Source organism: Pirellulales bacterium, from assembly GCA_019636335.1.
In the GTDB taxonomy this organism is placed as follows: Bacteria; Planctomycetota; Planctomycetia; order Pirellulales; family JAEUIK01; genus JAHBXR01.
Genome location: JAHBXR010000017.1, coordinates 143,171 through 155,599, shown reverse-complemented (window position 1 = coordinate 155,599; position 12,429 = coordinate 143,171). Strand labels below are relative to the sequence as shown.

Sequence of the window (12,429 nt, the reverse complement as noted above, 5' to 3'; positions counted from 1 at the left end):
TCCCTGGACCCACATTGTTCCCTCGGGCAACGGGTCGCCAGCCGTCAATTGCCGCACCTCTTCCGGGAAGTGAAATGGCAGAAGGTCACGGAGAATTATCTTTCGAAGTACATCGAGTTGATGGACGAGTTCTTTGATTTTGTGGCCGCCGATCGCGTCAAAGTGCGGATCATGTTTACCCAGAATCGGCTTGTGCCAGTAGGACTCACGACGGAACAACGCCGCCTGGAGTACTATCTGCTTTATTACTAGTTCTTGAAGCATGCATTCGGTTTGCCCTACGCAAACACGGCTCAGTCATCGCTTCGAGTGCGTGTTAATCTCGATCAACTGCCGAAGAACGGCGATGAGAATGCGACCTTCAAGTCGTTTCTTCTGCGACTGAATCGCAATACGCAGTTTCGCGCGGCACGAATCCTATTGCGCGAAGATCAGATCGCGGAAGTACGCTCGCACGATCACGTGCTCATGCAATGCTTGGATGTCGTCTTGGGGGCGATGTCATTTCGCCTGAACGACAAGCACAAACAGAAGCTGCCGGGTAGCAATCGTCGTGGCAAACGGACCGTCGCAAAAGAACGACTCTACCATGTCATTTGCGATCGTATTCGGCAGATCTACCCGCATTTCAACATCGGCGAATCGACCGGCATGCAAGGCGATCGATCCAAGCTGTGGAGTCATCCCTATCGGCACTGGAAGTTTGTACCGCGGGAACATGAAATCGACGACAATCGCACGAAACCAAAAAAATAGCCCCGTTCTCTCTATGCCTTGCGGCGTGTCCCAAGTGGAACTTGGGCTTTCAAGAGTAACAGGGCCACTGATAAGTATTCACCCGCTTTGGCCTTGAGTCAACTTCAGTCGCTTAATGCGACTCAAGAATTGCGTCAGCCACCGTTCATGCGTTAGCATATCGGCAGTTCCTGCCAGCGATTCTCCCCCCAAGGCATCTCCATGCCGCGTCAGGCTCCCCAGCATTGTTCCGGGCCGCTTGCTCGGCGCGATTTCCTGCGGGCGGGCACGTTGGCATTCGGCGGCCTGACGCTGGCCGAAATGCTGGCCGCACGGCACGCCAGCGCGGCGACTTCGTCGGTTTCCAAAAACGCAGCCGGCCAGCCCGACACCTCCGTCATCCTCTTCTGGATGTGGGGGGGCCCCAGTCAACTCGAGACGTACGATCTCAAGCCCGACGCCCCGAGCGAGTATCGCGGTCCCTTCCGGCCGATTGCCACGAACGTCCCCGGCATCGACCTCTGCGAACTGTTCCCGCTCCAGGCGAAGCTGGCCGATAAGTTCTCCCTCGTGCGCTCGCTGCACCACGACATGTCGGCACATAACGATGGCTCGATCGAGGTGCTGACGGGCAAGACTCCCACGCGACCCGATCCTACGTCGACTGCCTTCTCCGAGCATCCCGATTTCGGCATGATCGCCAGCCGGCTCCGCCCGCCCCGATCGGATGGCATGCCGCATTACGTTGGCATCCCGCGGCAGCCCTTCATGACGAAGCCGAATTACCTGGGCGTGGCCCATGCGGCGCTCGCCACGGGAGATCCTTCGGCCGAAAACTACCGACCGCCGAACCTCACACTGGCTGCCGGGGTCGATGGCGCACGGCTCGACGATCGCCGGCACTTGGTCGCCGAGTTCGACCGCATGCGGCGCGATCTCGACCAGCGGGGAACGCTCGAAGGAATCGGCGACTTTCGTGCCGCGGCCATCGAGCTGCTCACGCGCCCCGAGGTGGCGCAGGCCTTCGATCTCACGCGCGAGGATCCGCGCCTGCGCGATCGCTACGGCCGGCATCTGTGGGGACAGAGCTTCCTGCTCGCCCGGCGGCTGGCCGAGGCGGGGGTCGGCGTCATCACGATTGATGCCCTGGCGCCGACCTTGTCGGATCGCTACTTCAGTTGGGACGATCACATCAATCCCACAACTCGCTGGGACATGGCCGATGCCATGCGTTACCGTGCGCCCTTCATGGACCAGGGCATCTCGGCCTTGATCGAAGATCTTTACACGCGTGGACTGGACCGTCGCGTCATGCTCGTCGCCCTGGGCGAGTTCGGCCGCACGCCGCGCCTGGTGAACAGCTCGGGCCTGATCGGCCGCGATCACTGGCCCGGCGCGCAGTCGGCGCTGATCTCGGGGGGTGGATTGCGGATGGGTCAGGTCGTGGGGGCGACGAATTCGAAAGCCGAATATCCGACCGAACGCCCCCTCACGCCCAAAGACCTGCTGGCAACGATCTATCGCCATCTCGGCATCGACCCACACGCTGCGCTCTCCGACTACAGTGGCCGACCGGTTCATATCCTGTCGGAAGGGGAGCCGATCGCGGAACTTTTGTAGAAGAACAACTTCTACAAAGTCACCTTGCGCGATGTTCGCGGTTTGATGCCTCTCCTATACCCGGTTCCCCATTCGGGTATCGATTCGCTATAAAATCGACCTCATGAGTCACTCGCATCCCTCCGACGTGCATGGTTCGCCTGCTTCTGCCGCCTCTTCGAGCCTGCCGGTAATACTCGGCATCGCGATCGCGCTGGTGATTTACGGCGGCGCACTCCTGTTCCAATGGCCACAGACCGCCACCGAGATGATCAATGGCAGGCATCACGCGGTCGCCGACGAGCATGTTGACGATCACGCCGCTGACGCTCACGGCGACGAAACGCATCCGACCGCAGATGGTCATGCGAAACACGAGATCGTTCCGCCGACGTTTTTCATGGTGTTGCCCTTCGCACTCCTGCTGGGGGCGATTGCCGTCTTTCCGCTGGTGCCGGCGATCGAGCATTGGTGGGAGAGCAACCTGCATCGCTTCTATGTCGCGGCGGGGCTGGGGTTGCTGACCCTTGTGTACTATCTCGTGGCGCATGGCACCGCGGTCGAGCGTCACTTCCTGGGACACGCGGTGATCGAGCCGGGCGCAGGCTGGCTCTCGTTCGGACTGCCCTGGACCGTGTTCCAGAACGCGATCTTCAACGAGTACATCCCCTTCATCATCCTGTTGTTCGCCCTCTATACGATCTCGGGGGGCATTCGCATCGAGGGAGACCTCGTCGCGCGGCCCGCCACGAACACGGCGTTCATCGCCATCGGCGGCGTGCTGGCCAGCTTCATCGGCACCACCGGCGCCGCGATGCTCTTGATCCGGCCGCTGCTCGAAACCAACTCGCAACGCAAGCAGGTCGCCCACACCGCCGTCTTCTTTATCTTTGTCGTCTGCAACTGCGGCGGCTGCCTGCTGCCGATCGGCGATCCCCCGCTGTTCCTGGGCTATTTGCAGGGGGTCGATTTCCTCTGGACCCTGCAACTCTTTCCACAATGGCTGTTCGTCAATGGTTGTTTGATCCTCGTCTATTACCTGTGGGACCGCTTCTACGCCTACCCACGCGAGGAGAAACGCGAGCTCGTGCGCGACGAGTCGCAGGTGCGTCGTCTGCAGTTCTCGGGCGTGGCGATCAATGCCCCGCTCCTCTTGGGCGTGGTGGCGGCCGTGGCGATGCTCGATCCCAGCAAGACCTTGCCCGGCACCCAGTGGCACCCCTGGCTCTACCTGCGCGAAATGCTGCTGCTGCTCTTCGTCCTCATCTCCCTCGTGCTCGGGTCGAGCGAAGTACGCCGCAAGAACAATTTCAACTACGGTGCGATCATTGAGGTCGCGGCACTGTTTTTGGGCATTTTTCTCTGCATGCAGCCGGCGCTGCAGATCCTGGACGTGCGCGGCGCGGAGCTCGGGATTGACACGCCGCAGAAGTTTTTCTGGGCGACCGGCACGTTGTCGTCGGTGCTCGACAATGCTCCTACCTATCTCGTCTTCTTCAAGACCGCCCAATCCCTCGACCCGGGCAGCACGGCCACCATGGCCGGCGTGGCCGTCGACCTCCTGGTCGCGATCAGCTTGGGGGCCGTGTTCATGGGAGCGATGACCTACATCGGCAACGGACCGAACTTCATGGTCAAGGCCATCGCCGAGAAAGCCGGGGTCCGCATGCCCGGCTTTTTCGGCTACATGGTCTACAGCGTGAGCATACTGCTGCCGATTCTCGTCCTCATGACGTTGTTGTTCTTGTAGGTTAGGTACGCTGTACCTGACAATGTTCGATGTCGCCACTCTATTGATTGTCAGGTACGGCGTACCTGACCTACGCGCGCGAACGGCATGCCGTTCGATTGCTTGACCCCGCTATCAGGTGCCGTTAGGGTTGCAGTTCGCCTCCTTCTTTCGCTGTCCGGATGCGCTCGATGCGTTTGTCTCTCTCCACCCGCGCCGCCGAGGCGCCGACGAAGGACCGTCTGCTTTGCTCGTTCGAGCAGTTCTGCGGCATGGCCCATCACGCCGGCTACGAGGCCATCTGCCTGCGCGCGTCGGCCGGGGGAGTACAAACGCCGCTCGACGAGCTGCGCCGCATGCGAAAGGTCGCCGACGAGCATGGACTGGCCGTCTCGATGGCGACGACCGATTACGACGTGCCGCTCAACAACGATCGGGGGCCGAACAACCTGCGCAAGATCGGCCCCCATCTCGACGTGGCCGGGGCGCTCGGCACGACGCTGATCCGCGTCTGCCTCAAGCAGGAAGACGACATCGCCGCGGCGGCGCGGGCAGCAGACGAGGCCCGCGAACGGGGCATCCGGCTCGCACACCAGTGCCATACGAACAGTCTCTTCGAAGAAGTCGAGGGGCAACTCGCGGTGCTCGCGCGGATCTGCCGCGCGAACTTCGGCCTGATCTACGAACCGGCCAATCTGCTGCTGTGCGGTCAGTCGTACGGCCGCGAGACGTTGAAACGCCTCGCTCCACATATCATGAACGTCTACCTGCAGAACCATCGGCTGGGTCCAGACGGCGAGTCGAAGTTGCCGACGCGCGTCCGCGGCGAGGTGAGCTACTTCGACATCCCCCTCTGGCAGTCGGGGGGCATCGATTTCGATGAAGTCTTCGCCGGCCTCCGTACGATCGGCTACGACGGTACGATCACCGTCCACCAGTCGGGCGCGGCGCGGAGCACTCCCGAAGACACCGCGACCAAGAGTGCGGATTTTTTGCGCCGGTACGTGAGCTAGTAATTCGCTTCGAACAGATTCGTAGCAAGGCCATCGATGATGAACAGAATCAAGATCGGACAGATCGGCGTCGGCCACGCGCACGCGGCGGGCAAGATGGCCGCCTATCGACAATCGCCCGACTATGAGGTCGTCGGCATCGTCGAGCCCGATGAAGAATTGCGCAGCGCCGCACAGAATCTGCCCGAGTATCGCGACCTGCCCTGGATGACCGAAGAGCAACTGCTCAACGTGCCCGACCTAGCGGCCGTGGCGGTCGAGACGCGCGTCCGCGATCTGCTCGCTACCGCCGAACGGTGCGTCAAGGCCGGCAAGCACGTACACATCGACAAGCCGGCGGGCGAATCGTTGCCCCAGTATCAACGTATCCTCGACGAGGCGATGCGGCAGCACCTGGCGGTGCAGCTCGGCTATATGTATCGCTACAGCCCGGCCGTCATCTTCCTGCGCGAGGCGCTGAAAAGCGGCTGGCTGGGCGAACCCTTCGAGGTCGAGACGGTGATGAGCAAGGTGATTCCCTTCGAACGGCGCCCGCAATTGGCCGAATACCAAGGGGGCATGATGTTCGAGCTGGGCTGCCACATCATCGATCTGGTGATTGGCGCCCTGGGCGAGCCGACGAAGGTTACTCCCTTCCGGCAGGAATCGCTCCCCACGAGCGACACGCTCCGCGACAACATGCTGGCGGTGTTCGAGTACCCCCGGGCGATCGCCACGGTGAAGTCGACGGGCCTCGAGGTCGAAGGAGGCGCCCGGCGGCACTTTACCCTCTGTGGCACCGAGGGAACGTGCCAGATCATCCAGCTCGACGAACCGTACGTGCTGCTCGCGCTGAACAAGAACCGGGACAAGTATCAGCGGGGCTACCAGAAGATCGCCTTCGGCGACTACCCACGCTACGTGGGAGACGCGGCGGACCTGGCCAAGATCATCCGCGGCGAAAAGGATTCCGATTTCCCCTACACGCACGAACTGGCCGTGCAGCGCGCGGTACTCAACGCGTGCGGCCTGCCCACTGCCTGATGGCCGCGAGTTGCCATGAACTACGAAGAACGCTCGATCGAAACGAACGGCGTGCGATTGCACACGATTCTGGCCGGGCCGGAAGAGGGCCCCCTCGTGGTGTTGCTGCACGGCTTTCCCGAGTTCTGGTACGGCTGGCGGCGACAAATCGACGTGCTCGCGTCGGCCGGTTATCGCGTGGCAGTCCCCGACCAGCGCGGCTACAACACGAGCGACAAGCCGCCAGGGGTGGCCGCCTATGGCATCGACTTGCTGGCAGCCGACGCGGTGGGCATCTTCGACGCGTTGGGGCGCGAGCGGGGCACGCTCGTCGGCCACGACTGGGGCGCCGCCGTCACGTGGTGGGCCGCACTGCGCTATCCCGAACACATCGAGCGGATCGTGATTCTCAACGTGCCCCATCCCATCGTGATGCGGGCACAGATGAAGAAGAACGTGCGCCAGCTCCTGCGCAGTTGGTACATGTTCTTCTTCCAGTTGCCGAAGCTGCCCGAGGTGATGTTCCGCATCGGCAAGTTTTCGCGCAGTGCCGCAGCGCTGCAAAAGACTAGCCGGCCCGACACCTTCTCGGATGAAGATCTGGCAAAGTATCGTGCCGTCTGGGCCGAGCCGGGCGTCGTCACCGGCATGATCAACTGGTACCGCGCCCTGATGCGGGTCCAGCCGGCGAGACTCGCCTCGGTACGCGTGAAGATTCCCACGCTCATGATCTGGGGCACGCAGGACCGCTTCCTGGGGCGTGAGTTGGCACAGCCCAGCATCGACCTGTGCGACCAGGGACGGCTCGAATTCATCGAAGAGGCCACGCACTGGGTGCAGCACGAAGAGCCGGAGCGCGTGAATCGCCTGCTGCTCGATTTCCTCGCCTGAGCGCCTGCGACTGCTCGGGCAATTGAACGCCCCTGCCGCAGCCAGTACAAACGGGGCTGCATCGACGCTCGGCGGGGTTTCTCTAGTTCAACGACAAGGCGAGGAGTTGGCATGTCTGGATCCACCTACCGTGGACCGATTCGGATGGTGGTGTTCGACTGGGCCGGCACCACGGTCGACCACGGTTGCTTTGCCCCGGTGGTCCCCTTTATCGAGGCCTTTCGCCGCTTCGACGTCGAGGTGACCGTCCCCGAGGCGCGCCGCCCGATGGGGCTCGGCAAAAAGGACCATGTACGCGCGATCATCACGAGCCCCGAGATCGCCGAACGCTGGCAGAAAGTCCATCAACGCGCCGCCACCGAGGAGGACGTCGAGGCGATCTATAGCCGACACTTCGTGCCGCTGCAGTTGGCCAGCGTCGAGTCGTCGAGTGGGCTCGTGCCCGGCCTGCTCGATTGCGTCGCCGCGCTGCGCCAGCGGGGCATCAAGATCGCCACGTCGACGGGCTATTTCCGCGAAGCGGCCGAGCTGTGCTACGCGGCGGCCGCCAAGCAGGGATACCAGCCCGACTTGAACCTTTGTCCCAGCGACGTGAAAGCAGGCCGCCCCGCCCCCTGGATGATCTACCGTGCGATGGAAACCTTCGACATCTATCCTCCCACCGCCGTGGTGAAGATCGGAGATACGCTCCCCGACATCGAAGAAGGACGCAATGCCGGCGTGTGGACCATTGGCGTGACGCGCACCGGCAGCGACATCGGGCTCACCGAGGACGAGGCGGCAATGCTCCCCGCGGATGAATTGCAGCAGCGCATGAACGCGGTGGCCGTAACCCTTCTTGCCGCTGGCGCCCATTGGGTACTCGACTCCGTCGCAAATCTACCCGCGCTCCTGCCAACGATCGAAGATGCCATCGCTGCGGGCGCGACTCCCTAACCGAGACCTGCCGAGATTTTATGGACGACGATATTCCCTATCTGCTGCTGACGCCCGGACCGCTCACCACGTCGAAGACGGTGAAGCAGGTCATGTTGAACGATTTCTGCACTTGGGACGACGACTACAATTCGATCGTCACCGACATCCGGCAGAAGCTCGTGCGGCTGGCCACGTCGCGCGACGACTACACCGCCGTGTTGATGCAAGGGAGCGGCACGTTTGCCGTCGAGGCCACGCTGGGATCGGTCATTCCGCACGACGGCAAGTTGCTGGCCGTGAACAATGGCGCCTATGGGAAGCGCATCGTGCAGATCGCGCAGCGGATCGGCATCCCCGGTACGGAACTATTTCACACCGAGACGGAACCGGCCGATCCCAATCGCATCGACGAGGTGCTGGCCCAGGACTCTTCGATCACGCACGTGGCCGTCGTCCACTGCGAGACGACCACGGGCATGCTGAACCCGATCCAGGAGATCGGCGCCGTCGTCAAGAAGCACCATCGCTCGTTCATCGTCGATGCCATGTCCTCCTTCGGCGGCATCCCGATGACGATGGAAGATCTGTCGGCCGATTTTCTTGTCTCCTCGGCCAACAAGTGCATCCAGGGCGTGCCGGGTTTCGGCTTCGTCATCGCGCGGCGCACGCTGCTCGAGGCTTCGGCCGGTGGGGCACGGTCGTTGAGTCTCGACCTGTACGATCAATGGGCCGAGATGGAGAACAAAGGGGGAAAGTGGCGCTACACGTCTCCCACGCACGTCGTGCGCGCCTTCGCTCAGGCGCTTGTGGAGTTGGAAGAAGAAGGGGGCGTCGCGACGCGCTACCGTCGTTACTCCGAGAATCACCGCCTGCTGGTCGAGGGGATGGAGCGGCTCGGTTTCCGGCCGTTGCTCGCGCCGCAGTATCGCTCGCCGATCATCACCTCGTTCATCTATCCCGACGACAAGAAGTTCACCTTCGACGCGTTTTATCATGCGGTGAAGCGGCGCCGGTTCGTGCTCTATCCCGGCAAGGTGAGCCAGGCCGAGACGTTCCGTATCGGCACGATCGGGCACGTTTTCCCTGACGATATCCGCCAACTCTGTCGAGCGATTGGCGAAGCGGTCGAGGAGTTGGGTGTGAAGGTCGGCTGATCGACTATATCCAAGAGGCGGCGAAGACGGCGTGTACGATCGATCGATTTCGGGTTCAACATTTTTTGCTGTGTTGGCAGCATTTGCTGCTCCAGCAGCCATTGCACTGGCGTATGACTTTGAAATGATTGGCCTGGCGGCGATTGTTTCCACGTTCGTATTGCCAGCAATCGGAGCGTATGCGGCTGCGCGGCTGGGTTGGATGGGACCGCTACGCTCGCGCAGCCTGCTTGTCTATTCTGTAGCTGCGATACTACCGGCCATATTCTGGGGCTACATCGCCTTGTTTGCCGTCGAAGGTGCTGATCTGGCGAGTTGGTGTTTCGTGATCTACTGCGTGGCGGCGATTGCTGCTGGGCTGGTATTGTTCGTGGAGAATCGTCGCAATGGGTGATTTGATTTGCAATTGGATGACTCGCTCGGCATGCCCACCCGGCTGTCGCTGTGAGGGTATGGCACCCCTTTTTCTGCTCATCGCTTTCACTTGCGCGTTATCGTGCTTCACGTCAAGTGTGCGCGCTGCGGATGCCCGCCCCAACATCCTCTGGATCACCTGCGAGGATGCTAGCCCAAATCTCGGCTGCTACGGCGATGAATACGCCGTCACGCCACGTCTCGATCGGCTCGCGCGAGAAGGTGTACGTTACACGGCCGCCTTCGCACCGATTGGCGTCTGCGCTCCCTCGCGGTCCTGCCTCATCACCGGCATGTGGCCTCCTTCGATCGGTACGCATCACATGCGCTGCGAAGGAAAGCTGCCCGCGGGCGTACACCCTTTTCCGCACTACCTGCGCGAGGCGGGCTACTACACCACGAACAACGTGAAGACCGACTACAACTTCACCCCCCCGGCCGGCACGTGGGACGATTCGAGCAACCGCGCGCATTGGCGCGGACGGGCGCCGGGGCAGCCCTTCTTCAGCGTGTTCAACTTCACCACGACGCACGAAAGTCAGATCCGCCTTCCCGACCCACAATTCGAGCGGCGCACGAAGGATCTGCCGGACGAGGCTCGCCATGATCCCGCCAGGGCCACGCTACCGCCGTATTATCCCGACACCCCCGAGACGCGGCGCGACGCGGCCCGCTTCGCCGATCTCGTCAGCGTGATGGATGCCGAGGCGGGAGCGATTCTCGACGAGCTCGAGCGCGACGGACTGGCCGACGAGACGATCGTCTTCTTTTTCTCCGATCACGGCACGGGGCTGCCCCGCAGCAAACGCTGGTTGTACGACACGAGCACCCGGGTGCCGCTCCTCATCCGCTTCCCGCGAAAGTTCGAGAGTCTCGCACCTTCGCCCCCTGGTTCGACGTGCGACCGACTGGTGAGCTTTGTCGACTTTGCGCCCACGGTATTGAGTCTGGCCGGCGTGCCGATTCCGCCGACGATGCAGGGCGTGGCCTTTCTCGGCGCGGCGGCCGGCGCCGAGCGGCAGTATGTACACGGTTTTCGCGATCGCATGGACGAACGCTACGACATGCTGCGATCGGTGCGCGACGAGCGCTACAAGTTGATTCGCAATTATCGGCCCGAGTTGCCCTACTTCGGCAAGCAGTTTCTGTCGTACCAGTGGGAAATGCCGACGATGCAGGCCTGGCAGAAGCTGGCAGATGCCGGCCAACTCACGGGGCCTGCCGCGCAGTGGATGACGCCTATCAAGCCCGGCGTCGAGCTCTACGACACGGTGGCCGACCCTTGGGAGATCAATAACCTGGCCGACGAGCCGGAGTTCGCCACCGTGCGCGCGCGACTCAGCAGCGAGCTCGAACGATGGATGGTCAATATCATCGATCTCGGGTTTCTGCCCGAGAATGAGCTGCGTACCCGATTCGGCGACGAGGCTCCCTACGATGCCGTGCGCAGGTCGTCAACAGCATACCCCCTCGGCATAATCCTACCGGTCGCCGAAGTCGCCGCATCTACACAACCGGTCGACGAGCAAGAGCGGAATCTACTGCTCGATGGCATCCAGAATCCCGATCCGACGATCGCTTATTGGGCCGTGCGGGGGCTGGCCAATCGCGTCGCAGCCCACGAGCCTACCACTTCCGATACTTCCGAGCAGCAGCAGGTCCTGCGGGCCGCACTGGAATACGCATCTCCCCAGGTGCGGTTGGTTGCGGCCGAGGTGCTCGCGGCCCAGGGGGATGAGACGGCCCTCGGCACTCTCGTGTCGCTGCTCGATTCAGACAATGAGTGGGTGCGCCTCATGGCGGTCATCGCCCTCGACCGGCTCGACCTCCGTGGGGCAGAGCTCCAGGCCAGGCTCTCCGGCCTGCAGAACGACTCGAATCAGTACGTTCGCCGGGTCCTCGACCATCTGCGGAGCAAGTCCCTCGTGCCCCAATAAGCCACCAGGCTTGTTATTCCTGCAAGGCTACAAGCACGACTTCCAGTCCCGCGATGGCATTCCAGCCTGGGCTCCTGGGAGCGCTCTGTCCCAGAGCCGAATTCTGCTGTCGCTCAGTGGCAAGGCACACGCACCGGGCAGGTGCCCCAATGCTACGCAAACCCTGCGCGCATCACTTGCAACAGGAGGCTCGTGGTCCGGCTGCTGACACTTCGCCAGAGAGATTTCTTCACCCTTTAAGACTTTGTGAGGAAACGGCTTACCACACTACTTCTCTGCTGCAGCTAGCTTCGCGGCACGAGAGTTGCCAAACGAGCGTACATCGTGCGCACGGGTCCTCAGCGTGCGGACGGAGGTTGGATTGCTTTCGATATGGCGCGCATGTCCCTCCGAGCCCTGGTACTTCTGGCTGTGCTGGGAGGGACATATCGCGTCGCGAGAGTTTGCACCGAGCGCGACTCGGGCGAGCTCCAGGTGGGTATCTCCCACTCGGTTAGCCTCCGTGCGTGGTTTGTGGAGAGGGCGTCGAGCGGATTGGAATCGCAGCGCGACGCAGCCTCGAGCGGGCGGGGTGGGATGCTGACCACCTCGTCGGCGGATTCGAAGGCGCACGACGGTATGTGCGTGGCCGAGGAGACGGCCCCGCACCAGGCGAAGTTCTTCAAGCCCCGCCTGCATGGCTGGGGCGCCCTACTCCAGGCGTAGCGAATCCATGTTTCCCGCGGTCGCGTCTTGGCGAGACGCCCCCGCTCGACTTGAGTTCGCCGCGTCGGCAACAGGCGAGGCACGACGAAGTCCTTCTTGCAGGGAATCGCCGCTTGTGGCGGCGATGTTCGTTGCTCGGGTTGCGCGCCTGCGCGTGTCGCTCGGACCAACGGCGTCCCGGCGCGGCACAGATCGATCGTTTTCATTGGTTTTTGATTGTTGTCGCTGCGGCCTGAACGGCAGACAGCAGTCATTTACAACGGTTCAGGCCCTGTCCTTCTGGTGAGGCGAATTTATGAAACGCATGATGATCTTTGGTTGCTGGGCACTAC

General features: G+C 62.2%; 11 protein-coding genes. All 11 read left to right on the top strand.

Going from position 1 to position 12,429, the window contains the following annotated elements; translation table 11 throughout:
- Positions 1–252 (top strand): hypothetical protein (locus tag KF708_16850; GenBank protein ID MBX3414359.1); only part of this gene is annotated, 252 nt, incomplete at its 5' end.
- A gap of 57 nt (positions 253–309) precedes the next feature.
- A complete protein-coding gene (locus tag KF708_16845) occupies positions 310–756 on the top strand; it encodes a hypothetical protein (protein ID MBX3414358.1) in 447 nt (148 codons plus the stop codon).
- Positions 757–957: 201 nt separating this feature from the next.
- On the top strand, positions 958–2,355 hold the full coding sequence (locus KF708_16840) for a DUF1501 domain-containing protein (protein ID MBX3414357.1): 1,398 nt from the start codon (positions 958–960) through the stop codon (positions 2,353–2,355).
- Positions 2,356–2,458: 103 nt separating this feature from the next.
- Complete coding sequence (locus tag KF708_16835; GenBank protein ID MBX3414356.1) at positions 2,459–4,084, top strand: sodium:proton antiporter; 1,626 nt, start codon at positions 2,459–2,461, stop codon at positions 4,082–4,084.
- Between the two features lie 170 nt (positions 4,085–4,254).
- The gene (locus KF708_16830; GenBank protein MBX3414355.1) at positions 4,255–5,076 is read left to right on the top strand and encodes a sugar phosphate isomerase/epimerase; all 822 of its coding nucleotides are present in this window, start codon (positions 4,255–4,257) and stop codon (positions 5,074–5,076) included.
- A gap of 36 nt (positions 5,077–5,112) precedes the next feature.
- Complete coding sequence (locus KF708_16825; protein ID MBX3414354.1) at positions 5,113–6,099, top strand: Gfo/Idh/MocA family oxidoreductase; 987 nt, start codon at positions 5,113–5,115, stop codon at positions 6,097–6,099.
- Positions 6,100–6,114: 15 nt separating this feature from the next.
- Positions 6,115–6,969, top strand: coding sequence for an alpha/beta hydrolase (locus tag KF708_16820; protein ID MBX3414353.1), 855 nt, complete (start codon positions 6,115–6,117; stop codon positions 6,967–6,969).
- Positions 6,970–7,080: 111 nt separating this feature from the next.
- Positions 7,081–7,905 carry a phosphonoacetaldehyde hydrolase gene (locus KF708_16815; protein ID MBX3414352.1) on the top strand — a complete coding sequence of 275 codons (825 nt, stop codon included), beginning with the start codon at positions 7,081–7,083 and terminating at the stop codon, positions 7,903–7,905.
- Between the two features lie 20 nt (positions 7,906–7,925).
- Positions 7,926–9,041, top strand: coding sequence for a 2-aminoethylphosphonate--pyruvate transaminase (phnW, locus tag KF708_16810; protein MBX3414351.1), 1,116 nt, complete (start codon positions 7,926–7,928; stop codon positions 9,039–9,041).
- 31 nt (positions 9,042–9,072) lie between these two features.
- Positions 9,073–9,435: a hypothetical protein gene (locus tag KF708_16805; protein ID MBX3414350.1), complete on the top strand. Its 363-nt coding sequence runs from the start codon at positions 9,073–9,075 to the stop codon at positions 9,433–9,435.
- 118 nt (positions 9,436–9,553) lie between these two features.
- Complete coding sequence (locus KF708_16800) at positions 9,554–11,392, top strand: sulfatase-like hydrolase/transferase (GenBank protein MBX3414349.1); 1,839 nt, start codon at positions 9,554–9,556, stop codon at positions 11,390–11,392.
- Positions 11,393–12,429: the final 1,037 nt, after the last annotated feature.

Bases quoted from the DNA above. Each gene is read 5' to 3' on its own strand.
- KF708_16840 (MBX3414357.1), top strand. From the start codon at position 958: ATGCCGCGTCAGGCTCCCCAGCATTGTTCCGGGCCGCTTGCTCGGCGC.
- KF708_16835 (MBX3414356.1), top strand. From the start codon at position 2,459: ATGAGTCACTCGCATCCCTCCGACGTGCATGGTTCGCCTGCTTCTGCC.
- KF708_16830 (MBX3414355.1), top strand. From the start codon at position 4,255: ATGCGTTTGTCTCTCTCCACCCGCGCCGCCGAGGCGCCGACGAAGGAC.
- KF708_16825 (MBX3414354.1), top strand. From the start codon at position 5,113: ATGATGAACAGAATCAAGATCGGACAGATCGGCGTCGGCCACGCGCAC.
- KF708_16820 (MBX3414353.1), top strand. From the start codon at position 6,115: ATGAACTACGAAGAACGCTCGATCGAAACGAACGGCGTGCGATTGCAC.
- KF708_16815 (MBX3414352.1), top strand. From the start codon at position 7,081: ATGTCTGGATCCACCTACCGTGGACCGATTCGGATGGTGGTGTTCGAC.
- phnW (MBX3414351.1), top strand. From the start codon at position 7,926: ATGGACGACGATATTCCCTATCTGCTGCTGACGCCCGGACCGCTCACC.